Below are 24,981 nucleotides of genomic sequence, written 5' to 3' on the forward strand. Positions count from 1 at the left end.
GGACAGTAGGGCACACGTATAGCCTACTGCTTGTTTCTGATCTCTACTCATGCCTTTTTTGTTCTCTGAAGTATAAATTTTTTAGGGTTTATCGTATAAGAAAAATGATGACGTTCGAGTGTTATAAATACTTTGGCGAAAAGCTGCGTTTTTCTAAAGTTTATAGTGTGAAGTAAAATGAAGGATTTCTTCATGATACTTGCTAATAAGTCATGTTTTTTTCATTTTTCTTATAGATTTTGGGAAGGATAAATGTTAAAGAAAGCTTCTCGAAATTTTAATGTTTGTTGTTGCATAAAGGAGGAAAAAAGATGTTTAAGAAAGCTTTTGGTGTTTTACAAAAAGTTGGTAAAGCACTTATGCTTCCAGTCGCGTTATTACCGGCTGCTGGTTTATTGCTTGGATTTGGTAATGCTGCCCAGCAAGAGACGATGTTAGGATACTTACCGTTTCTAAAAGCGGATTGGATTCAATTAGTTGCTACTGTTATGGAAGATGCCGGTGGAATTATTTTTAGTAACTTGGCGCTTATCTTTGCGATTGGTGTAGCAATCGGTTTAGCGAGTGATGGAGCAGCTGGTTTAGCAGCTCTTGTAGGTTATTTAGTCTTAAACCAAGTGATGGGTTCTTGGATCGATGTTACCCCAGAAATGATCGAATCAGACCCTGGATTTGCTTCTGTATTAGGGATTCCTACGTTACAAACAGGCGTGTTTGGAGGTATCATTGTAGGTTTGATTGCCGCGTTTTGTTATAATCGCTATCACAATATTGAAATGCCCGCTTTTCTTGGTTTCTTTGCTGGAAAGCGATTTGTACCAATTGTTACGGCCGCGTTCTCATTTCTTGCAGGTATTGCGCTATTATTTGTTTGGCCACCTGTGCAAGATGCGATGAATAGTGCATCCTATTGGTTAATTGAGGAAGGAACATATTTAGCTGTTTTCTTCTTTGGATTTGTAAAAAGATTACTTATTCCATTTGGATTGCACCATATTTTCCATGCACCGTTTTGGTATGAATTTGGTTCGTATACTACCGTAGCAGGTGATTTAGTTCGTGGAGATATGACTATTTTCTTTGCCCAGTTAAAAGATGGGGTAGAAATTACAGCTGGTAACTTTATGGTAGGGGAATTTCCAGTTATGATGTTCGGTTTACCAGCAGCAGCATTAGCTATGTATCACACAGCACGACCAGAAAAGAAAAAGATAGTTGCTGGTTTGTTAGGTTCTGCAGCATTAACATCCTTTTTAACAGGGATTACAGAGCCGCTCGAATTTTCATTTATGTTTGTTTCGCCGCTATTATTTCTCTTACATGCGGTTTTAGATGGACTTTCATTCGTACTAATGACGTTCTTTAGTGTTAATGTCGGCTATACATTCTCCGGTGGTGCGATTGACTTTGTATTATTTGGAATTTTACCGAATAAGGAACCGTGGTGGATCACCATCCTATTAGGATTAGCATTTGCTGTTATTTACTACGTCATTTTCCGCTTTTTCATTCAGAAGTTTAACTTAATGACTCCAGGTAGGGAGAAAGTAGAAGAGGAAGAGGAAAGTAATAGTGGACAAACTGGTGAGCTTGCTTATGATGTATTAGAAGCAATGGGTGGTCAAGAAAATATTGCGCATTTAGATGCATGCATTACACGTTTACGCGTATCCGTTAATTCAATTAAAAATGTCGATAAAGAAAGATTGAAGAAGCTAGGGGCTTCAGGTGTATTGGAAGTTGGCGACAACATCCAAGCCATTTTTGGTCCACGTTCCGAAACGATTAAAGGACAAATGCAAGATATTATGTCTGGTAAAACACCACGTCCTGTGGAAACAGATCAAGAAGAAGAAGTTCAGCAACAGATTGAAGAAGTCACCCCAGAGGCAATACAAAATGAAGCTGAAACAGAAGCAATTGTTTCACCAATGAAAGGGGATCTATTGCCAATTACAGAAGTTCCTGATCAAGTATTTTCTGGAAAAATGATGGGTGATGGTTTTGCAATTGTACCAGAAGACGGACTAGTTGTTTCGCCTGTAAATGGGAAAGTGGTAAATGTTTTCCCAACTAAACACGCCATTGGTTTACAGTCAGATGGTGGAAAAGAAATTCTTATTCATGTTGGTATTGATACGGTTAATTTAAAAGGAGACGGCTTTGAAATGCTCATTGAAGAAGGAGATAAAGTCGAAGCAGGACAACCACTGCTTAAAGCAGATCTGTCCTTTATTCAAAGTAAAGGAATGCCGGTTATCACACCGATTGTATTTACCAACCTCAAAGAGGGACAACAAGTATCACTTGAGAAGAGTGGAAAAGTAGAAAGTAAAGAAGAAAACATTATTACATTGTAATAAAAAAGCTAGTTAGGGTTCTGCCTTGACTAGCTTTTCTTATTACGCTATTGAAAAACATAAAATTCAGAGCAAATGGAAGGCTATTGCCAAACCTTTATGGCAGTAGCCTTTGTTTGGCTAAGAGAGCAAGCAGACTTAACTACTAAAATGACATCCTCTATCATATACTTTTTAATACGTACGATAAAGTGAAATTTTAATTAGTTGCAGTTTTTCAATCTGCTGCTGATTGTTCAGCTCAATGCTATGACGTAAAGGCTTATAAATGACTTTATGCTGTTATCTTTTATCTTTTGTTTAATGTCCAAGCTAACATTTTCACATTCTTGAAGAAGTGGTACAGCATTTTATATTCGTGATAAAGGAGGATACAACTCATGACCACCTTGAATATTGCTATTCTTGGAGGAGGTTCAACATCTACGCCACAGTTAATAAGTCAATTTATCCAACACGAGGAAGCATTACCTATAAAAAAGATATACCTTGTTGATATTTTAGCAGGGAGAGAACGTTTATCTATCATTGCATCTTTCGTTAGACGTATGATAGAACAGGAAAATAGTAACATAGAAATAATTGAAACGCTCAATAGGCGAGAGGCATTGAAGCAGGCTGATTTTATTATTAATCAAATCAGAGTAGGTGGCTTGGATATGCGTCAAGCAGATGAAACGTTATGTTTAGAGTATGGTATCATAGCAGAGGAAGCTTCAGGTCCGGTTGGATTTATGAATGCTTTAAGAACGATACCTATTATGCTTGATATTTGTGAAGATATTGAAGAATTAGCACCAGATGCTTGGTTACTTAATTTGACGAATCCTTGCAGTATAATCACAGAAGCGATAGATAAGCATACGAATGTGAAAGTTATTGGTATCAATGATGGGCCAATGGCTTTTCGTAATCAATTTGCAAAGGCGTACGGTGTTGTCAAGAATGATATAAGTATGCAACTAATAGGGACAAGTCAATTGTTATGGGTTACGGATTTATATGTTCGTGGAAAATCAAAAATAACAGATGCCATACTTTATAAAAAGTTGCATAGTAGAAGGCAACGACAAGATATTACTGTTGATGCATATTTTTTACAAACATATGGCGTCATTGGTTGCGAATATCAGCCTTATTATTATCAGGCTGACCAAATTTTAGCAAAGCAATTAGATGTGTTTAAACAAGGTGTGCTTCCATCTGATTTTGAACTGGAAGAACGCAAGCAATTATTATCTCTATATGAACATGCAAAAACAGCTACGTTACCAAATGGAGTGGGAGATAGGCGAGGTGCAGCAGCTTTAGAAGGGGTGCTCGAGGTTATCCAAACAATCCATTATGATTTAAAGCGCATTTTACCAGTAAATATTAGAAATAATGGAGCAGTAGAAGGCTTACGGAACGATGCTTGTGTCCAGGTAAATAGTGTAGTAGAAAGACATGGGATTACACCAATCCAAGTACCTGAAATCTTACCGCATGTTCACGGATTATTACAATATATGAAAGCTTATGAATCACTGACTGTGGAAGCAGGAATATCCAAAAACATCGGGGTAGCCATTCAGGCGATGACCATGCATCCATTTGTGCCATCTGCGGAAATAGCTCATAAGCTGCTTCAAGATATGTTTATTGTAAATGAAGCTTATGTTCAACCGGTCATTTATTAACTCGAAGCAAGAGGGGTGACGTGTATGCATCGTAATTATTTTACAATGTATACTTTAAATAGTAGGAAAAGGGAAGCCTTCTATAGAACAGGAGGTTTCCCTTTTGCTTCACTATAGAAAAGTATAAAATTCTACAGCTTCCGCCATAAAGACTTGACGGTAAGTTAAGCTTTTCTAATATGAAAAGAAAGTATAAAATTTGTTGCTTTGGAATACCGATTTAACGGAATAGCCACGTCCGGCTTAAGCGCCCAGAAACTAGGCGACTTCCCGAATTGCCCTACGATAAGTCATCATCGGTCGTGCTAAATAGGAAGGCCGACTAAAAACGGGCTTGTCTTAGTGCGTCGGCATACCCCTGTTTTAGTGGCATAATTCCTAAAACTTTAGTTGATTCGCTCCATTCACTACGTTGCTAAACTGGCGCCCCGAGCCTTTGTTTTACAATAGATTTCCAATCGATACGTATTTGGTTTCTAAGTAAGGTTCAATACCTTCCAGTCCACCTTCACGACCAAGCCCACTCTCCTTCATCCCACCAAATGGGGCGTGAGCGGCAGATGGTCCGCCGTCGTTCCAGCCAACAATGCCATAATCTAAATGCTCATACAAATAAGTACCAGTACGGTAATCATTTGTAAAAAAGTAGGCAGCTAAACCAAATGGCGTATCGTTAGCAAGGCGTACAGCTTCCTCGATATTTGTAAAAGTAGTTATAGGAGCTACTGGACCAAATGTTTCCTCATGCATAATTGTCATATCCGCTGTTACTTCATTAAGTATGGTTGGGTATACAAAATAATATCCTTTCTCATGGTCTGCTTCAAATGTATCTCCTAACAATACTTTAGCACCTTTTTGCTTAGCATCATCAATATGTTCTTTAATTTTGTTATAGCCTTGTTCATTAATGATTGGTCCAATATCAATATTATCATGAAGTCCATTGCCAACAGTTAAATGTTTGGCACGTTGTACAAAAGCTGCTGCAAACTGATCTACAATGTCTTCGTGAACGATAATTCGGTTTGCACACACGCATGTTTGTCCAGCATTACGAAATTTTGAGATGATCGTTTGTTCAGCTGCAAATTCAATATCCGCATCTTTAGCAACAATCAATGGCGCATGCCCACCAAGCTCCATGGTGACATGCTTGACCGTGTTTGCACTTCCTTTAATTAAGTTTTTCCCTACAGCAGTGGAACCTGTAAAGGTAATTTTACGCACATAGTTACTTTCTGTAAATAATGCGCCAATCATTTTCCCAGAACCGACGACATATTGAATAGCGTCTTCTGGGATACCTGCCTTATGAGCTAATTCAATTATTCGAATGCCTGTTAGCGGTGTTTCAGAAGCAGGTTTGACAATAAAAGTACACCCAGAAGCTAGTGCTGGTGCTGCTTTTCTTGTCATCATGGCTGCGGGGAAATTCCAAGGTGTAATAGCAGCTACTAGACCAACAGGCTCTTTACGAACGAGGATTCGTTTTGATTCGGTGTTTGCTGGAATTGTTCGCCCGTAAATTCGCTTTGCTTCTTCTGCATACCAATCAATATAACTTGCCGCATATTCTATCTCACCATAAGATTCCTTTAGTGGCTTTCCGTTTTCCTTCGTCATCAGTTTAGCAAGTTCATCCTTATGCTCTCTGATTTGTATTGCCCAATGTTGCAGTAATTCTGACCGTTTATGTGCATGTATGCTTGCCCAAGTTGGAAAGAATGCGTACCCCTTATAAAGCGCTTTCTTTACTTCCTCACTAGGCCAGGCACTTAATTCTTCCAGTATCTCTCCAGTAGCCGGGTTTGTAACGGTGATTTTGTTAGCCAAATAGAAAACCCCTTTCTTATCAGTTTAAATATAATCTCTATTTTAGTATATTCCTTGATTCATCGGAAAGAAAACATATCATATCGAAAAGGTTTAAAAATTATTGTAAGTCATTTTATGCATAAAAAAGTGGTTGCGTTTTCATGAAAAGTAACCGTTTCCGTCTTTAAAAGGAAAAAGTCTATGTTTAGTTATCCACTTGCTTAACTTAAACTAAAGAAAGCAAGAGAAATAAATCAGAAATTTTTAGGAGGAAACAAAAATGAAACATATTTTACTTGCGTGTTCAGCAGGAATGTCAACGAGCCTTTTGGTTTCCAAAATGAAAGAAGTAGCAGAAGAAAAGGGGATAGATGTGAAGATTTGGGCAGTTGCTCAAGATAAAGTAACGAAAGATATTGAACAAGCAGACGTGTTATTAATTGGTCCACAAATGCGTTTTTTAAAGAAAAAATTAGCCAAACTCGCGGATGAAGTAAATGTACATCTTGATGTTATTGATCCAACTGCTTATGGAAGAATTGATGGCGAAGCAGTCTTAAATAGAGCACTCGAACTAATGGAAGAAGCTAACTAATGGGGGGTGTTGAAAAATGAATAAATTTATGGAAATGCTTGAAAATGTATTATTACCAATTGCTGATAAATTAAATAACAACCGTTATCTAACCGCTCTTCGTGATGGATTCATGGTTGCTTTACCATTAATCATCTTTGGTTCCATTTTTGTTGTTATTGCGAACCTACCATTCCTCGATCGCGTTATAAGTGAGGATGCGTTTGCTGCTTATCAAAGTGCTTTAGGTCCTGCATCAGCAGCAACGTTAAGTATTATGGGAATGTTTGTCATTATTGGGATTGGATACAAATTGACCGAGCATTACGAAAATGAAGCTATTTATGGCGGGGTAGTTGCATTAACTGCATTTTTAATTCTGACACCGCAAGTACTTGAAGGACTGACGGGAGTTATTCCAACGGCAAGTTTAGGTGCGCAAGGTATGTTTTTAGGAATTTTTACTGCATTTATAGCAGCGGAACTTTACAATTTCTTTGTTAGAAAAGATTGGACGATTAAGATGCCAGCTGGTGTTCCCCAAGCAGTATCAAGGTCATTTAGTGCATTAATTCCAATTACATTAACATTGTCATTTTTCCTAATTATTCGAATTATTTTTAGCTACACGGGCTTTGACACAGTACAGAACTTTATTTATACAATTATTCAACAACCATTAACTCAACTCGGTAGTGGGTTGCCAGCAACTATTGTAGCTGTTTTATTAATTCAGGTATTTTGGTTTTTCGGATTACATGGACAGATTATTGTTAACTCAGTTTTTGATCCGATATGGTACACGTTAAATGAGCAAAACCTATCGGCTTTCCAAGCAGGAACGGAATTACCGAATATCGTTACAAAACAATTTATCGATTCATTTATTGTTGGAATGGGTGGATCGGGAATGACGTTAGCAGTTATAATCCTCATCTTTATTATTGGTAGAAGCAGACAAATGAAAGAGTTGGGTAAACTTGGGGCGCCAGCAGGGATATTTAATGTGAATGAGCCAATTATCTTTGGTTTACCAATTATTATGAATCCGCTTATCATTATTCCGTGGTTACTTGCTCCAGTAGTGGTTACCATTATTACGTATTTTGCTATGGCGACCGGGCTTGTTCCACCACCAGCTGGAGTTATTGTTCCGTGGACAACTCCTGTTGTATTAAATGGTTTTTTAGCTACAGGAAACGCTTGGCAAGGCGGGTTGTTGCAAGCAGTCAACTTAGTTGTTGTTATGATGATTTGGTGGCCATTTTTGAAGATTATGGACAAGAGTTATTACGAGAAAGAAAAAGCAGCAAAGAAAAGTTAATGAGTAAATGGACGAGGTGAGAAATATGGATCAAACAACTGAAATTGCTTTTCAAATTATTTTACATGCTGGTAATGGAAAATCTAGTGTGATGGAAGCAATCCAAGAAGCGAAAATAGGGAATTTTAATAAAGCAGATCAATTAGTTGAAGAAGCAGCAGAAGAACTTGGAAAAGCACATGAATATCAAACGAAATTATTACACAATGAAGCTCGAGGAGAAGGAAACATTATTAACGTTATGCTCATTCACTCACAAGACCATTTAATGACTTCTATGACGATGAGGGATTTAGCAATCGAAATTATTGAGATTTATCGTAATAAATAGTTGAGGAGGTATTGCATTGACAGTAGAATATAAATTTCCAGCAAATTTTTGGTGGGGAAGTGCAACGTCTGCTACGCAAATAGAAGGTGCAGCAGAAAAAGATGGGAAAGCGAAAAACATCTGGGATTATTGGTATGAAACCGAACCGAATCGTTTTTTTGACCAAGTAGGTCCAGCGAGAGCATCTGATTTTTATCAACGATATAAGGAAGATATTCAATTAATGAAACAGATTGGACATAATAGTTTTCGTCTATCTATTTCATGGTCCCGTTTAATGCCGAACGGACAAATGAATGAACAAGCGGTAGAATTTTATAATGGTGTGATTAATGAATTAATAGACAATGATATCGAGCCATTCGTTAATCTATTTCACTTTGATATGCCACTTGCTTACCAACAATTTGGTGGATGGGAAAATCGCGAAGTTGTAGATAGCTATCAATCTTATGCGGAGATGTGTTTCAAACTTTTTGGTGATCGAGTGAAAAAATGGTTTACATTCAATGAGCCGATTGTCCCTGTTGAAGGTGGGTATCTGTACGATTTTCATTATCCTAATATTGTGGATGCTCAAAAAGCGGTGCAAGTAGCATACCATACGATGATTGCTAACGCAAAAGTAATTAAGGCTTTTCGTAAGCTAAATGATCCACATAGTCAAATTGGAATTATATTAAATTTAACACCATCTTATCCAAGAAGCAGTAACCCAGTTGATCTACGTGCTTCAAAAATAGCAGATCTATTTTTTAACCGTAGTTTCTTGGATCCAGCTGTATTAGGTGAATATCCTGATGAGCTAATTGCCATCCTAAAAGAACATGGTCAGTTACCGCAAACAAAACAGGGTGATAAAGAACTACTAAAAAACAATACGGTAGATATTTTAGGAATTAATTATTACCAGCCACGTCGTGTGAAAGCAAAAGAATATTTACCTAATCCATACGCTCCATTTATGCCTGATATGTTTTTTGATCTTTATGAAATGCCAGGTAGAAAAATGAACCCGCATCGTGGATGGGAAATATACGAAAAAGGTATTTACGATATCTTAATGAATTTAAAGGAAAACTATGGTAATATATCGTCGTTTATTTCTGAAAATGGCATGGGCGTTCAGAATGAAGAGCGATTTATAAAAGAGGGTCAAATTCAAGATGAATACCGCATTGAATTTATTCGGGAACATTTAAAATGGGTACATCGAGCTGTGCAAGAAAAATGCAATGTGAAAGGGTATCATTTATGGACATTTATGGATAACTGGTCTTGGATGAATGCCTACAAAAATCGCTATGGATTTTATTCTGTGGACTTAAATACGATGGGGCGGAAACCGAAAAAGAGTGCAGAATGGTTTAAAGAAGTGTCTCTAAACAATGGTTTTTAGCATTTAGATACCCATCCACACGTCCACATGGTGTGGATGGGGTAGAACAAAGGCTTAGGGAGCCCGTTTAGCAACGTAGCGACTGGAACGAATCAACTAAAATAAAGGAATCATGCCACTAAAACAGCGGTATGCCGACGTGGGGGCGGCAAGCCCGTTTTTAGTCGGCCTTCCTCTTAGTTACGAACCGATGATGACTTACTTAGCTTAGGGCAATGGAGTGAAGTAGTCTAGTTGCTGGGCGCTGGAGCCGGACGTGGCTTATTTGGTTATGGTGTTATACACAAGCCTCTAAGTTTATACTTTCTTATCTTTTAAAAAAGAAGATATAGATTTAAATAAAGTTATTTGAAAAAATAAGAAAAGAGAATTTCGTTGTCTATATTGTCCTGTCCCCTTGATTTTAAAGAGAATAATGAGGAGAATTTAGATGCTTACAACTAGGATGCGAATGATATTAAAAAAATTAATGCTTGTTGATTCTCCGTTGACAGGGAAATTTTTGGCTCAGTTAAATAAGGTTACAGCAAGAACGACGAGAGAAGATATAAAAAAACTGGATTCATTAATACGTCAATATGGAGCCAAGGTAGAAGCTGTTGTGTCAAAAGGTTATCAGCTGACTATTTTTGATGAAGAAAAGTTTCGCGATTTTTTGCATACAATCGTTCATCTGGAAGATCAAAAAAATAGGTCTATCTCACAATTACCTGAAGACAGAGAGATACAAATTATTCGTCGGTTATTAGTAACGAAAGGTTATGTGAAGCTAGAGCAATTAGCTGATGAACTGTATGTTAGTAAATCTACTGTGCAAAATGATTTAAAACAAGTAAAGGAGCGGCTAAAGCTTTATTCGATTCAGATTCATGCAAGACCAAACTATGGTCTTAAATTACAAGGTGACGAATTGAAATTACGCTTTTGTATGGCTGAATACATTGTTGATCGAACACATAGACATGGTGAGCACCCTCATCACCCTGCAATCCCATCCATACGTAAGGAAGACTTTGTTGCCATTGACAACATTATTATGGAACAAATAAAACAGAATCATATTAGTATGTCGGATGTAGCGATTCAGAATTTGCTCATTCATATATTAATTGCTTATGAACGAATAAAAGACGGCAAATATATAACATTGCAGTCTAGTGAATTGGAACAAATTGTTAATCAATCGGAATATGAAGTAGCTAAACGCATTGTTCAGAACGTAGAAAGGCATTTACACATACAGTTTCCTCATTCAGAAACAGCCTATATCGCCATTCACTTATTGGGAACAAAAATGATCGCTCCACTTGAACAGGCAGGCGGATTGGAAGAAAACTTAGTTGCACCTGATATTTTGCCAATTATTATGCAGATGCTAAAAAAAATAGATGAAGAGTATCATTTAGGGATTCAACATGATAAAGAACTGATAGTCGCTTTGGGGTTACATCTCAAGCCTGCTATTAATCGGTATAAATATGGTATGAACATTCGAAATCCATTATTAGCAGATATTAAAAAAAGCTATCCATTAGCTTTTGAATCAGCCGTTCTAGGCGGTATAATTATTGAAAAAATGACAGGCAGTGAATTTGATGAAAACGAGATCGGGTATATTTCTTTGCATATCGGTGCGGCAATGGAGCGGAAAAATTTCCACACGGGACCAAAGCGTTGCTTAATTGTATGCGCATCAGGGTTTGGTACAGCACAATTAATATATTATAAAGTAAAAACGGAATTTAGAGATGCTGTTGAAGTGATTGGTGTTATTGAATTGTATAAGTTAAAGGACTATCAACTAAGTAATATAGACTTTATTATTAGTTCTGTAGCAATTGATCAAGACATAGGCATACCTGTAATTCGAGTTAATGCTATATTAGAAAAATCAGACATGGAAAACATTACATCATTTATTCATGATCAAGAATCGATTAGAACCTATTTTCAGCCACAGCTCGTATTTTTGCAACAAGATTTGAAGAATAGGGATGAGATACTTCACTATTTATATCAGCAAATAAACCAGATGGGATTAGTACCAAATAGTTATTTAGAACACATTTATGAACGAGAGGAAATTGCTGCCACGTCATATGGTAACTTAGTTGCTATTCCTCACCCTGTCATGCCTCAATCCAAGAAAACTTTTTTAACGGTTTGCACATTAAAAAGGGCAGTGGATTGGGGAGGTAAACCTGTTCAATTTATTTGTTTATTAAATGTACAAAAAGATAGTAAAGAAGATCTGCAAGGAATGTACGATTTATTAGGAACGATCGTTAACTCAGAAAAAATCGTCCAACGTTTAATTCAAGCAACAGATTACTATGACTTTATCCGTGTTTTAGATGAATATCGTAATTGACGAGTTTATGATCCTCAAAAGCTAAATATTTTGCATGCTACCCCTTATTTCTTGATAATGAGGGGGTTTTTATGCTATCGGGAAAAACTGTGGTTTTCTACTGAATTGGCAACAAGCCAAGTTTTTAAAATATTATTTTTATTTGTGATTAGTCGAACGAAGTTATACATATGGAGAAATTGTTATGATACAGTATACTAGAGTGTGTGCTCAGTAAAGACAGTTATATAAGTTAAGTTTTCCTGTGTGCATACTGTACACAAACTATGTTAACAAGGAGGGGCTAAGATGAATGCTAGACAGAGAAAGATTATAGAAGTTCTATTATCTTATGGCAACCGTCCAATTTTAGTCAATGATCTTGCTAAACAACTTGATTGTTCAGAAAAAACAGTTCGTAATGATTTACGAACAATTGATGTTTATCTGCAAAACTACTCTTCTGCATGTTTAATTCGAAAACCTGGAACTGGTATTTATTTAGAAATAAATAAACGAGATAAGCAAAACTTGTTTCATGCACTTTTTCGTGAAAATAAATCATCGTATCAACGGCTTATGGAAATAGCTTATCGTTTATTAACTGATAAAAACCCACTCACGTTGCAACAGCTTAGTATGGATCACTATGTCCATCATACTGCTATAAAGAGTGATCTTGAAACGATTCAGCAGTGGTTTGAAAGTTTTGGATTGGTTATTGAATCAAGGCAAAAGCTAGGTCATTACTTAAAAGGGGAAGAATTAAACAAACGAATGGCTTTGGCACATATAGAGGAAATTGCGAATCAACAAGCAACGTTTTTAAAAAATGTATTTGCGCCCTTTGAAATTGCTACAGTAAGACAAATACTAGACCAAATGATAGAAAAATGGAAAATTCCCATGACAAGTCATGCGCTAGATAATTTAGTTGTCCATATACTTGTTATGGTACAACGTACAAAGCAGGCTAACCCAATCATAATTGATAAGCATCGTTTATCCATAAATGATACGAACGAGTATCGAGCGGCTGCTTGGTGTTTAGATCAGCTTGAACACAAATTTGGGATTACGTTAGCTCATGACGAGACGATATATTTAACTTGGCATTTACGTGGGAGTAAAAAATATTCGCTACATACATCCACGGAAGAAGAAATTACACACCAAGTATTATCGACAATGATCGAGACGATGCAACAGTTGACGCATGTATCCTTTCATGAAGATGAACAACTAATCAATGGACTTATGATTCATTTAGAAGCTGTTACCAATCGTTTGGTGTATGGATTTCCAATTAGTAATCCATTGTTACAGGACATAAAAAAGATGTACCCGTATATGCTGAGTATGGTGACGCTGTCTTTAGAGAAGGTGAGTGAGAAATTTCCATTTGATATACCTGAGGAAGAAGCAGCTTATATAGTTCTGCATTTTCAAGCTTCCATAGAAAGGTTAGATGCTGAAAATTATGCAGTACCTCGAGTGTTAATTGTTTGTGATATGGGAATAGGGATGTCTAGATTACTGCAAGCAAAAGTGGAAAAACAGTATCAAGAAATGAAAATTGTAGGAACTGTTGGGAAGGGAGAAGTGCAACGTTTTATAAAGCGAGAACAAGTGCATTTAATTATATCGACTACGCCTATAGAAAAAATTAATATCCCAACGATTATTATTTCTCCGCTTTTAGAAGCAACTGATAAAGAAAAATTGCAACGATTTCTGAAGAAAAAAGCGGGTCGTTCTTCTGTTTTGGCTACCAGTCCTCAAGTTTTACATGATTTTATGGAAGAAGAATTACTGTTTCTAAATATTAATCCTCAACATCGTTTTCAAGTAGTTGAGATGCTAGGAAATACGTTATACAAACAAGGTAAAGTAGAGAAATCATATGTCCACCAAGCGCTTTTGCGTGAAAGGAAGTCAGCTACAGCAATTGGTGGTGGCATAGCTATTCCACATGGAGATCCGACACTTGTTATTGCTTCCACGATTGCCATTGCTGTTTTAACCGAGCCGTTGGAGTGGGGAAAAGAAGAGGTGTCAATTGTGTTTATGTTGGCTTTAGCGAATGAAAAAGCGAATCCAATTAAAGCAATTATTCATAAGCTATCATCACTATCAAACGACCCAATGACAGTAAGAGATTTATTAAATGCTACTGATAAGCAAACATTCTTACGTGTGTTGACAGAAAAAGAGTGGTAAGTAACGGTTCGTCGTGCTTTTTTATTTCCACTATAGGAAAGTATGAAATTTTAAGGTTTATAAGAAAAACTACAGCTTTCGCATAAGATAAGACTTGGCAACAAGCCAAGTTTTTCTAATAAGAGTTGAAGGTAAGCTACGTTTTCTTTAATGCGAATGGAAAAAAACAACCGTCTAGAAACATTGAAATATTAATAAAATATTATTACCATAGTTCCGGAAAGAATAAAGAATATATTGTAGGTAAAGCTACTGTATACTAAGTTTGTAAGCAATTATAAATCATAAATGTAAAATAGATGAGTAGGAGGCGTAATGATGAAAATAGTTGCTGTTACAGCGTGTCCGGTAGGAATTGCTCATACGTATATGGCGGCTGAAAACTTACAAAAAGCTGGTGAGAAACTAGGTGTTGACATAAAAGTCGAAACACAAGGTTCTATTGGTGTAGAGAATGCATTGACGGATGAGGATATTGAAGAAGCAGATGGTGTAATTATAGCGAGTGATAAAGAAGTCACGAAGGAACGTTTTATTGGAAAAAGGTTAATTGCTACTGGAGTACAGGAAGGGATAAAACGTCCAGAAGAATTAATAAACCGATTTGCCACCGAAGATGTACCTGTTTATCAAGCTGATTTAATGTCCGCAAACGACGTGAAAAAAAAGAAAAAAGAGAAAGAAAACCCCATATATCGACATTTGATGAGTGGAGTTTCCTATATGATTCCTTTTATTGTAGTTGGTGGATTGCTGATAGCTCTTGCACTAACTTTAGGTGGTGAACAAACACCAGGAGGAATTGTTATTCCTGAAGATTCGTTTTGGAAAAAGGTAGAAGAAATTGGCGCGGCATCCTTTAGCTTTATGGTGCCTATATTGGCAGGTTTTATCGCTGTTAGTATTGCTGACCGTCCAGGCTTAGCTCCCGGAATTATTGGTGGGTTTATCGCTGCAAATGGTAGCTTTTATGGAAGTGAAGCAGGTGCAGGTTTTATTGGCGGTATTATTGCAGGTTTTCTTGCGGGTTATATTACATTAGCTATTAAGAAGATTAAAGTGCCACAAGCCATTCAACCTGTAATGCCAATTATTTTTATACCAATCTTAGCAACTTTAGCAGTTGGGTTATTATTTGTTTATGTTGTTGGTGCGCCAGTAGCACAAGTGTTTGAATCGTTAACGGCATGGCTAGAAGGGATGCAAGGAGCAAGTTCTATACTGCTCGCTCTAATTTTAGGGGCTATGATTTCCATAGATATGGGTGGTCCTTTTAATAAAGTAGCCTTCTTATTTGGTTCAGCCATGATTGCAGAAGGAAATTATGAAATTATGGGACCAATTGCTGTTGCTATCTGTATTCCACCTTTAGGAATGGGACTAGCAACGTTTATGAATAAACGTAAATATCAGCCCGCAGAGCAACAAGCAGGAAAAGCAAGTTTCACTATGGGACTATTTGGCATAACGGAAGGAGCGATTCCTTTTGCTGCGCAAGATCCATTGCGAGTTATTCCAAGTATTATGATTGGTTCCATGACCAGTTCTGTCATTGCGATGATTGGGAATGTGGGTGATCGAGTAGCTCACGGTGGTCCTATTGTCGCTGTACTAGGAGCAGTAGATAATGTGCTTATGTTCTTTGTAGCTGCCATCATCGGTACGATTGTTACGGCTTTCATGGTTAACTTTCTTAAAAAAGATGTATCAGGAACGCACAAGGGAAATAATGCATCACCTAAACGAGCGGAAGAAGATGCTTCATCTAAAACGACTGAGATCACGAAATTAACGGATATTGTAACGAACGATTTAATTCATTTAGATCTTCAAGGAAATACAAAAGAAGAAGTATTAGATGAGTTAATAGCTAGTATGAAACAAGCAGGAGTAGTACTTGACGCAGAAGCATATAAGCAAGTTGTCATCGCTCGAGAGCATGAAGGGACGACAGGAATGGGGATGAGCATTGCTATCCCACATGGAAAATCCGAAGCAGTAAAAGAACCGGCTGTAGCTTTTGGTATGCATCGCGCCGGAGTTGATTGGGAAAGTTTAGACGGAAACCCTGCTAAATTAATATTCATGATTGCCGTGCCTACAGAGAGGGCTGGAGACGATCATTTAAAAATATTACAAATGCTTTCAAGGAAATTAATGGATGACAATTACAGAGAAAAATTACTTCATGTAACAACAAAAGATGAAGCGCATCGATTATTAATGGAAATTCAATAAAATGAAATTACAATAAGTTGTTTTTTTTATCCCAGGCTGCTTGTTCGTAGCCAAAAAAATTATTATGGGGAAAGCCACATTTTTTGTATGAGAAATCTCTGTAAGTGCTTTTCATAGTACATGGTGGCTTTCCCAATTGAGTTATGGTTTTTTCTTATACGATAACCACTAAAATTTGATGACTTCCAAATAGTACATGGGGTTACCTAAAGGCTATGAAATAAGGTATGTAGTAGGTGCTGGCATCTCGCATTTCAACGGGTCTAACGCGCAAATTCTGTTCCTGAAATGAGAGTTTTTACAGCTCATAATATGGCGATAAACATGAACGCGGCTTCCGTTTATACTATAAGAAAAACGACAGCTTTCACCATAAGACTTGGCGCCAAAGCAAGTTTTTCTAATGAGCGAGAGGTGAGATTTAAGCTCATTCCTTTTCTTTGGTATAATAATGTCGTTCAAGCTATCACATGAGCACAATTCGTGAAGAAAAATGGGGTGCATCATTGAAGTTTGAGATGCTTTTCAACTATGTTCGTACAATTGGAGGAATGAATGTGTATCAAGAACCGATCTTTTTAAAACCTGTATTTCAAGAGAGAATATGGGGTGGAGGAAAGTTAAAGTCAATGTTTCAGTATGCTATTCCATCAAATCAAACTGGGGAAGCGTGGGTTATTTCTGCTCATCCTCATGGACCAAGTGAAATAATAAACGGCCCCCTTGCTGGTCAAACATTAGCAGATGCGTGGAATAACCATCGTGAATTATTTAACAAAGAATCTAATCGTAGTGAAGCATACCCGTTATTGGTGAAAATACTAGATGCAGATGATAATTTATCTGTACAAGTACATCCTGATGATACGTACGCAAGAAAGGTAGAAAAACAGCCGTATGGTAAAACAGAATGCTGGTACGTTTTACAAGCAGACTCGGGTTCGGAACTTATTTTAGGACACCATGCCAAAACAAAAGAAGAGCTAGCCAAGATGATGGATGAAGGAAAGTGGGACCAACTATTACAACGAATTCCTGTAAAAGCAGGTGATTTTGTTTACGTACCTAGTGGCACTATTCATGCGATAGGTAAAGGTATTGTTATACTAGAAACGCAGCAAAGTTCAGATATTACGTATCGAGTCTATGATTATGATCGCACAGATAGTCATGGAAATACACGAGAATTACATTTGGAGAAAGCAAAAGAAGTTACAAATATTCCCCACCGAGCTTCTGTATTTGATCAGAAACAGAGTCAAATAGATGATTTGCAAATAAAGCAATTGGTTAAAGAACATTATTTCACCGTCTACCACTGGAGAATAAATGGACAAGTAACAAAACAGTTAGACGCTGATTTTCTTCAATGTAGCGTAATCTCTGGGAAAGCAGAAATTGAAATAAATGAGCAGTCATTCGCCATACAAAAAGGTGATCATTTTATTTTGCCACATGGAATTACCACTTATCGCTTGGCAGGGGATGCTGAATTAATCGTTTCGCATACGTGAAGTCTATATGATGCCTTATCAGTTAGCACATTGTGAATAACGATTTTTTCTATTGCGTTCACTGTATCATTCATCCGTTTTGCCAACCACGGATTTTAATGTAAATTCAAGATGTATAATTCCAATTCGCCTGTATCAAAATAGTAAAAAACGAATAGCAGGTTGGTGATTGAAAATGGTATACAGGCGATTTTTTTACATTTGTAGTATCACTTTATTTTGTACTATTTCTTTTGGCTGGTTGGACAGACCGAACCATTCTTATGCAGCTATTTTGCATGAATGGAAGCAAGAAAGCTCAGATATTAATTACATACATACGGGTAGTCATGAATTTACGTACTGGAAGAATTTTATGAGACATAAACGTACGTGTCATATATCACAAAAAATAAAAACAACCGTATATTATTGTGATTTACACAATCACACAAAATCAAAAACCGTTCATGTAGAAACTGTACATAGTGAACAACATTCATAAGTGAGTTATTCATAATATAAATATTGTGTTTTTTTGTGTTTAGCAAAACACGTGTTGTCGCAATTTTCATGGCGAAAAAACGCTGTTGTTTTGCTTTTACCGCAACATTTTATACTCCCCTATAGCAAAAAGACTCTCTTATAGAAAACCTTACCTAAAAAAGTAGAGAAGATTTTAGTTATTGATGTGCTCGAAAATATACTTTTTTTCATCCAAGCAGGATGTTCTGTATTTTCCATGTTAAACGTTGGAAATTGCTGTTCAACTGCTCTACAACAATAAAAAAATAATTACATTTTATTTAACGGATGTAGGATGGGGTCTCCTGATTGAACGATCGTTTTCTTTGTGCTAATAATTGAAGTAGTCAAAGGGGAGGGATGTTACGTGATTACACATTTACAAGATACTGTCTTATTAAATAATGGAGTAGAAATGCCTGGTTTGGGCTTAGGCGTCTACAAAGTTGAAGATGGAAAAACGGTTCAAACTGCAGTCCAAGCAGCATTGGAGACAGGCTACCGTATGATAGACACTGCCTCTTTTTATGACAATGAAGTAGGTGTTGGGGAAGCTATTAAGCAGTCAAATCTTCCCCGTGAAGAGTTATTTGTTACAACAAAGGTATGGAATGACGAACAAGGATACGCAAAGACGAAGGAAGCTTTTGAAAAGAGCTTGCAAAGGCTTGGCTTGGACTATATAGATCTCTATTTAATTCACTGGCCAGTAAAAGGGATGTATGTAGAGACTTGGAAAGCTATGGAAGAACTGTATGAAAGCGGTCAAGTCCGTGCGATTGGAGTTAGCAATTTTCACCAACAGCATGTAGAAAATTTGTTAGCTAATAGTAAAATAGTTCCTGCTATCAACCAAGTTGAATATCACCCCCATTTAACACAGGAGCCGTTGTATGCGTTTTGCAAACAACAAGGTATCCAGTTAGAGGCATGGTCCCCTTTAAAACGAGGGCGACTAATGGACGAGCCGTATTTACTAAGCTTAGCTCAAAAATATGAAAAGACTGTAGCCCAAGTTATTTTGCGTTGGGATATTCAAAACGAAGTAATAACGATTCCGAAATCAACGAATCCCAGACGAATTAAAGAAAATGCTGCTATTTTTGATTTTTCATTAACTGAAAAAGAAATGCAAGAAATTAGCTGTTTAAATCAAAATGAACGAAGTGGAACAAACCCAGATAGTTACGATTAACAATGATGTCTACGGTTTCTCTCCTTATTCTACTTGTCAGCTCTAAAATCAGGCTTATTCCATTGTAAACGTATGAAAATAAACGATTTGGGAAAAACAATACATATATTGCTACTAGCATCGCAAAGCAAATATGTTACTATACGTTTGGAGGTATACAATGGAAAAGCAAATGCTTCACCAACAATTAGAGTTGGCTACACAGCAATTTACAGACGCTTACGAGCTTATCCAACAGGCTAAAACAAGTGGAAATGAGGAAGAGTTGATGCAAGCACAAAACCAGCTGTTACAGGTGGACCACTTATTGAAACAAACACAGTATCAAGCAGGACAAGATGCTTTAGACAACCCGCAATTTCAACAAACCTTTGAAAAGTTGCATAATGCAAGACAAGAAATTGAAACGTATCGACAAAATCACCAATAAAGTGAATGTACAAGCCGTGGTGGGGCCTTTCCCTCACGGCTTGTACATGTTTTTAGGGAATCTTGACTCAGCACCAGAAAATGCTATCATATATTTCCTTCTTCTTTTTTTGCAATCTATCAAACATTTCGCTAGGCTATGGCCTACATTTCCATTTTTATAACAGGTTGCTGTACTGTTATTACCCACTTGTCTTACAGTACTAAATCCCCTTTTTCGTAAGAGGTCTTTATCCCCCTTGGGCTACTAAACCTTCGTGTGAGATAAAAGAAAAGCCCCACAGAGATTTATTTTAATGTTGGAGTGGTTTGTAGAGTATGTATAAAAAAACAGGCTAGCAAACGATAGAGCTAGTTGTTATATTTTCCACCAGGTGAAGTGGAAATTGATATTACAAATATAGCTACAGTTGATACTGTTAAGCAAGCGTAGTGTTTTTCTATATTGGTCTCTAGTTTCAACTGTTGTATTAAAAAAATGTGAAAATATAGATGTTATAACTATGTAGAAAAAACTTGACACACATCTCTCTACTATATCATTTGTAAAGAATTGAAAAACTTGAGACAATGAGTTGTATACATATCGGAAATGGGTTAATTTGAGGAGGGCATTTACACAGAATGAAGAAAAAAGTATACATGAACCACGATGGTGGAGTCGATGATTTAGTATCGTTATTTTTATTATTGCAAATGGAAGATGTTGATCTAGTAGGTGTTAGCGTCATCCCAGCAGACTGTTATTTGGAACCCGCAATATATGCAAGTCGCAAAATAATTGATCGGTTTGGGCAAGGAAAAGAGATAGAAGTAGCAGCTTCTACTTCACGTGGAAAAAACCCATTTCCCAAAGATTGGCGCATGCATGCTTTTTATGTAGATGCACTACCAATACTCAATGAGCATTTACCAATCCAAACGAAGGAAGCAGAATTACCAGCACATCAACACCTTATTCAAACTTTAAGAAATAGTAATGAACGAGTGACATTATTATTCGTCGGTCCATTAACGGATTTGGCAAGAGCATTGGAAGAAGCACCAGATATTGAGGAAAAGATTGAAAAACTCGTTTGGATGGGTGGCACGTTTTTATCGAATGGAAATGTAGAAGAGCCTGAACACGATGGAACAGCTGAGTGGAACGCATTTTGGGACCCAGAAGCTGCAAGAATAGTCTGGGATAGTGAGATTACTATTGATTTAGTAGCATTAGAAAGCACGAATAATGTGCCACTAACGGTAGATGTTCGTAATAAATGGGCGAAAGAAAGAGAAGATATAGGAATAGACTTTTTAGGACAATGTTATGCAATGGTGCCCCCACTTGTCCACTTTCAAACGAATTCAACATATTTTCTATGGGATGTACTTACAACAGCAACGATAGGAAATTCAAATGTAATTAAAAGGAAAATCGTTCGATGTTTCGTTCATCCTGATGGAAAAAGTCAGGGACGAACAGAACTGAATAAACAAGGGCGTGAAGTAAACCTTGTCTATGAAGTGAATCGGGAACAATTTTTTTCCTATATAACAGATCTCGCTAGACAAAAGTAGTGTAGTTATATCGCCAATTCTTTAGAGAGTCTAAAATGTACTATTTTATACTTTTTTATCGTGTTGAAAATAGAATACATGCATCATGATTGACATGAAATATCATTTATGGTATTTAAAAATATGAGTTTAAGTAGAGGAGAGGATCTTATGGCAAAACAGCAATTTAAAGCGGAATCCAAACGTTTGTTAGAATTAATGATTAATTCCATTTATTCGCAGCGTGAAGTGTTTTTACGAGAATTAATTTCCAATGCAAGTGATGCGATGGATAAAATGTATTACCGTAGCTTAACAGATGAAAATTTAACTTTTAATCAAGAAGATTATTATATTAAACTTATCCCAAACAAAGAAGATCGTACTTTGCAAGTTATTGATACGGGAATTGGCATGACGAAAGACGAACTAGAAACAAACTTAGGAACAATAGCAAAAAGTGGTTCATTTGCTTTTAAAAATGACACGGAACTAAAAGATGGCCGTGATATTATTGGGCAATTTGGTGTTGGTTTTTACGCAGCATTTATGGTGGCAGATAAAGTAACGGTGATTACGAAATCAGTGGATAGCGACCAAGCATACCAGTGGGAATCAACAGGGACAGATGGTTATACTATTACACCGGCCGATAAAGAAAGCGTAGGCACAGAAATTATTGTAAAGATGAAGGAAAACGAAGAGGAAGACTCGTTTGATACATTTTTAGACGAGCATCAATTACAACAAATTATTAAAAAGTATTCGGATTTCATTCGTTATCCAATTAAAATGGATGTTACAAAGAGCAAGCCGAAAGAGGAAGAAAGTGAAGAATACGTAGATTATGTAGAAGAAGAAACGATTAATAGTATGATCCCAATCTGGAAAAAGAATAAAAGTGAATTAACAGAAGACGATTACACGAATTTTTACCAAGAAAAAAGATATGGTTTCGATAAACCGTTAAAATCAATGCATATTAATGTGGATGGTACAGTTCGCTATAATGCTATTTTATTCATTCCAGAAAATGCACCATTTGATTATTATTCGCCAGAATTTGAAAAAGGACTCGAACTTTATTCCAACGGTGTATTAATTATGGATAAGTGTGCAGATCTTCTACCAGATTATTTTAGCTTTGTTAAAGGTATGGTAGATTCAGAAGATTTGTCTTTAAATATTTCACGAGAAATGTTACAGCATGACAGACAGTTGAAAGTGATTGCAAAAAACATGACGAAAAAAATTAAAACACAACTACAGCACCTATTACGTGATGATCGTGAAAAGTATGAAACATTTTATCAAGCCTTTGGCAGACAGCTGAAATTTGGTGTATATAATGACTTTGGTGCGAATAAAGAAACACTGCAGGATTTGCTTATGTTCTATTCATCAAAGGAAAAGAAATTAGTCACGCTGGATGAATATGTACAACGTATGCCAGAAGACCAGTCGTATATTTATTATGCTGCTGGTGAATCTATTGATCGCATTGAAAAATTACCACAAACGGAGATGGTAGCAGATAAAGGGTATGAAATTTTATATTTCACCGAAGAAGTAGATGAATTTGCAATTAAAATGATGCGAGAATATAAAGAGAAAGAATTTAAATCTGTATCTAGTGGCGATCTTGGTTTAGAGGATGACACAAAAGATGAAGCAGATGAAGAGATACAAGAAGAAAATAAAGCATTGTTTACGGCCATGAAGGAACATCTAGGAGATAAAGTAAAAGATGTCCGAGCTTCTAAACGTTTGAAATCACACCCTGTATGCTTAACAGCTGAGGGCGAAATTTCTTTGGAAATGGAAAAAGTAATTAATGCAATGCCGAATAATCAACAAATAAAGGCTGAAAAGATATTAGAAATTAACGTAAATCATGACGTATTCCAAACATTAAAGTCTCATAAAGAGGATAAGGAAAAAATAGGTTTATATACAAACCTATTGTATAATCAGGCGTTATTAATTGAAGGTATACCTGTAAACGACCCTGTTGAATTTACGAATGATATTTGTAAAGTCATGGTTTAAGGAACGAAGGCTCGGAGTGCCCGTTTAGCAACCAACGTAGCGACTGGAACGAATTTAGAAATCATGCCACTAAAACAGGAGTATGCCGATGCCAGGCGGCAACCTCGTCTTTAGTCGGTCTTCCTTATTAGGGACGAACCGATGATGACTTAGCTTAGGATGATTTCGTGAAGTCGCCTAGTTGCTGGGCGATGGAGCCGGATGTAGCTATTCGGTTATTTCCTTATCCCACTAGCACCTCATTTTATACTTCCTTATTTTATAAGAAAAGCCAGACGCCAATCTTCCAAACATGGGAATGCGTCTGGCTGATTTTTTTTGCACTGTAGAGATTTCACTCTGGCAAGACATCTTGTCTCGTAATTAGTGAACTACCAACGTGAAGAAAAATCGGTTCTGGTGTGGAAAAAACTTTATATACGCACCGATTTTTTCTAAAAGACTATTCGTTACTGTAAAAATTGTGTATCTACTAACCCTTTCAGATTTGGTTTGTCTTTGAGAAACTCTAAATCATAGGAAGCATTAGAAAAATCCTGTAGTACATCGCTATCCACTTCGGATGTGAAATCAATACGCTTCCACGCCTTATCAATGACTTGTTTGGACAGCTTTTGTTCCGTAATGTCTGCAATCTTTTTAATAGCAATCGTTTTGGCTTTCTCAGGATTATCTTGAATAAACGCTGTTGCTTGCTGATGTGCGTTCACCATATGTTGCACGAGCTCTTGATTGTTTTTGGCTAAATCTTGAGAAGTTACATATACTGCAGCAGGCAATATTTCTCCCCAAGCGACTTCAGGTGTGTCGATCAACACTTTTCCGCTTCCTTCTGCTTCAATTACAGATGCCCAAGGTTCTGGCACTGTAGCAACATCAATCTTCTCAGAGATAAACATACTGTGATAAGTTGCAGGCTTTCCAGTCACATGTTTCATTTTTCCTTGGACTCGATCAGATGTTAGATTATATTCTTTCTTCATCTGAGCTTCAAATTGTACATTATGCGTACAACCAACTCGTGGAGAAATAAACGTCTTATTTGCTAAATCTTTCGGGCTTTCAATCCCTGCTTTATTGCGAGCCATAATGACAGTGCCACCAGTCGATCCTCCTGCTACAATGTTAATCTTTGCCCCGCTAGCAAAGTGGTTCATTGCGGGGCCAGGACCAACAAGACCTCCTTCAATTTCACCAGTTTCTAATGCAGTCATAAATGCAGAACCATCAGGAAAATATTGATATTCAACTTTTATACCGTTTGGCATCTCGGATTCATACATTTTTTCTTCTTCTGCGACCATTCCTGCAACATGATTAATATTGGGAAAGTAACCAATGGTTATTTTTTCTTTATTGTCAGCATCCTTATTTCCTTTAGCACAACCTGCTAACACCGCAATGAAAACAATAAATAAATATAAAAACAGTTTTCTCTTTCTCATTTTCGTCATC

Annotated in this window: 16 protein-coding genes; 14 read left to right on the forward strand and 2 right to left on the reverse strand. The window is 36.8% G+C overall.

Annotated elements, in window-relative coordinates; translation table 11 throughout:
* The first annotated feature begins 311 nt into the window (after positions 1-311).
* Positions 312-2,360: a glucose-specific PTS transporter subunit IIBC gene (gene ptsG, locus B2C77_RS06595; RefSeq protein ID WP_077702909.1), complete on the forward strand. Its 2,049-nt coding sequence runs from the start codon at positions 312-314 to the stop codon at positions 2,358-2,360.
* Between the two features lie 380 nt (positions 2,361-2,740).
* A complete protein-coding gene (locus tag B2C77_RS06600; RefSeq protein WP_077702910.1) occupies positions 2,741-4,039 on the forward strand; it encodes a family 4 glycosyl hydrolase in 1,299 nt (432 codons plus the stop codon).
* A gap of 441 nt (positions 4,040-4,480) precedes the next feature.
* Here B2C77_RS06600 and B2C77_RS06605 read toward each other — a convergent pair whose 3' ends face one another.
* Positions 4,481-5,875: an NAD-dependent succinate-semialdehyde dehydrogenase gene (locus tag B2C77_RS06605; protein WP_077702911.1), complete on the reverse strand. Its 1,395-nt coding sequence runs from the start codon at positions 5,873-5,875 to the stop codon at positions 4,481-4,483.
* A gap of 262 nt (positions 5,876-6,137) precedes the next feature.
* On the opposite strand from B2C77_RS06605, the gene B2C77_RS06610 reads away from it, so the two are divergent.
* From B2C77_RS06610 to htpG, 12 genes are all read left to right on the forward strand, one after another.
* A complete protein-coding gene (locus B2C77_RS06610; protein WP_073005838.1) occupies positions 6,138-6,452 on the forward strand; it encodes a PTS sugar transporter subunit IIB in 315 nt (104 codons plus the stop codon).
* A gap of 16 nt (positions 6,453-6,468) precedes the next feature.
* The gene (gene celB / locus B2C77_RS06615) at positions 6,469-7,755 is read left to right on the forward strand and encodes a PTS cellobiose transporter subunit IIC (protein ID WP_077702912.1); all 1,287 of its coding nucleotides are present in this window, start codon (positions 6,469-6,471) and stop codon (positions 7,753-7,755) included.
* A 25-nt stretch (positions 7,756-7,780) separates the two neighbouring features.
* Entirely contained in the window at positions 7,781-8,086 is a 306-nt protein-coding gene (locus tag B2C77_RS06620) for a PTS sugar transporter subunit IIA (protein ID WP_077702913.1), read from the forward strand.
* A 16-nt stretch (positions 8,087-8,102) separates the two neighbouring features.
* Positions 8,103-9,485 carry a glycoside hydrolase family 1 protein gene (locus tag B2C77_RS06625; protein WP_077702914.1) on the forward strand — a complete coding sequence of 461 codons (1,383 nt, stop codon included), beginning with the start codon at positions 8,103-8,105 and terminating at the stop codon, positions 9,483-9,485.
* 430 nt (positions 9,486-9,915) lie between these two features.
* Complete coding sequence (locus B2C77_RS06630; protein ID WP_141130698.1) at positions 9,916-11,856, forward strand: BglG family transcription antiterminator; 1,941 nt, start codon at positions 9,916-9,918, stop codon at positions 11,854-11,856.
* A gap of 288 nt (positions 11,857-12,144) precedes the next feature.
* Complete coding sequence (locus B2C77_RS06635; RefSeq protein ID WP_077702915.1) at positions 12,145-14,055, forward strand: BglG family transcription antiterminator; 1,911 nt, start codon at positions 12,145-12,147, stop codon at positions 14,053-14,055.
* A gap of 318 nt (positions 14,056-14,373) precedes the next feature.
* Positions 14,374-16,293 carry a PTS fructose transporter subunit IIABC gene (locus tag B2C77_RS06640; protein WP_077702916.1) on the forward strand — a complete coding sequence of 640 codons (1,920 nt, stop codon included), beginning with the start codon at positions 14,374-14,376 and terminating at the stop codon, positions 16,291-16,293.
* Between the two features lie 557 nt (positions 16,294-16,850).
* Positions 16,851-17,807, forward strand: coding sequence for a mannose-6-phosphate isomerase, class I (manA, locus tag B2C77_RS06645; RefSeq protein ID WP_077706849.1), 957 nt, complete (start codon positions 16,851-16,853; stop codon positions 17,805-17,807).
* An 871-nt stretch (positions 17,808-18,678) separates the two neighbouring features.
* Positions 18,679-19,506, forward strand: coding sequence for an aldo/keto reductase (locus tag B2C77_RS06650; RefSeq protein ID WP_141130699.1), 828 nt, complete (start codon positions 18,679-18,681; stop codon positions 19,504-19,506).
* A gap of 160 nt (positions 19,507-19,666) precedes the next feature.
* On the forward strand, positions 19,667-19,936 hold the full coding sequence (locus B2C77_RS06655; protein WP_077702917.1) for a hypothetical protein: 270 nt from the start codon (positions 19,667-19,669) through the stop codon (positions 19,934-19,936).
* Between the two features lie 623 nt (positions 19,937-20,559).
* Positions 20,560-21,498, forward strand: a complete 939-nt coding sequence (locus tag B2C77_RS06660; RefSeq protein ID WP_077702918.1) for a nucleoside hydrolase — start codon at positions 20,560-20,562, stop codon at positions 21,496-21,498.
* Between the two features lie 150 nt (positions 21,499-21,648).
* Complete coding sequence (htpG, locus tag B2C77_RS06665) at positions 21,649-23,526, forward strand: molecular chaperone HtpG (RefSeq protein ID WP_077702919.1); 1,878 nt, start codon at positions 21,649-21,651, stop codon at positions 23,524-23,526.
* 449 nt (positions 23,527-23,975) lie between these two features.
* On the opposite strand, the gene B2C77_RS06670 is transcribed toward htpG, so the two are convergent.
* Positions 23,976-24,971 (reverse strand): aliphatic sulfonate ABC transporter substrate-binding protein, encoded by a 996-nt coding sequence (locus tag B2C77_RS06670; protein ID WP_077702920.1) that lies wholly within the window; start codon positions 24,969-24,971, stop codon positions 23,976-23,978.
* Between the last annotated feature and the right edge of the window lie 10 nt (positions 24,972-24,981).

Origin of the sequence: Virgibacillus dokdonensis, from assembly GCF_900166595.1 — a bacterium.
Classification (GTDB): domain Bacteria; phylum Bacillota; class Bacilli; order Bacillales; family Amphibacillaceae; genus Virgibacillus; species Virgibacillus dokdonensis.

Excerpts from the sequence above, each read along its gene's own strand:
- ptsG (WP_077702909.1), top strand. The coding sequence starts at position 312 with ATGTTTAAGAAAGCTTTTGGTGTTTTACAAAAAGTTGGTAAAGCACTT.
- B2C77_RS06635 (WP_077702915.1), top strand. The coding sequence starts at position 12,145 with ATGAATGCTAGACAGAGAAAGATTATAGAAGTTCTATTATCTTATGGC.
- B2C77_RS06655 (WP_077702917.1), top strand. The coding sequence starts at position 19,667 with ATGGAAAAGCAAATGCTTCACCAACAATTAGAGTTGGCTACACAGCAA.
- B2C77_RS06670 (WP_077702920.1), bottom strand. The coding sequence starts at position 24,971 with ATGAGAAAGAGAAAACTGTTTTTATATTTATTTATTGTTTTCATTGCG.
- B2C77_RS06630 (WP_141130698.1), top strand. The coding sequence starts at position 9,916 with ATGCTTACAACTAGGATGCGAATGATATTAAAAAAATTAATGCTTGTT.
- B2C77_RS06620 (WP_077702913.1), top strand. The coding sequence starts at position 7,781 with ATGGATCAAACAACTGAAATTGCTTTTCAAATTATTTTACATGCTGGT.
- htpG (WP_077702919.1), top strand. The coding sequence starts at position 21,649 with ATGGCAAAACAGCAATTTAAAGCGGAATCCAAACGTTTGTTAGAATTA.
- B2C77_RS06660 (WP_077702918.1), top strand. The coding sequence starts at position 20,560 with ATGAAGAAAAAAGTATACATGAACCACGATGGTGGAGTCGATGATTTA.
- B2C77_RS06640 (WP_077702916.1), top strand. The coding sequence starts at position 14,374 with ATGAAAATAGTTGCTGTTACAGCGTGTCCGGTAGGAATTGCTCATACG.
- B2C77_RS06610 (WP_073005838.1), top strand. The coding sequence starts at position 6,138 with ATGAAACATATTTTACTTGCGTGTTCAGCAGGAATGTCAACGAGCCTT.
- celB (WP_077702912.1), top strand. The coding sequence starts at position 6,469 with ATGAATAAATTTATGGAAATGCTTGAAAATGTATTATTACCAATTGCT.
- B2C77_RS06600 (WP_077702910.1), top strand. The coding sequence starts at position 2,741 with ATGACCACCTTGAATATTGCTATTCTTGGAGGAGGTTCAACATCTACG.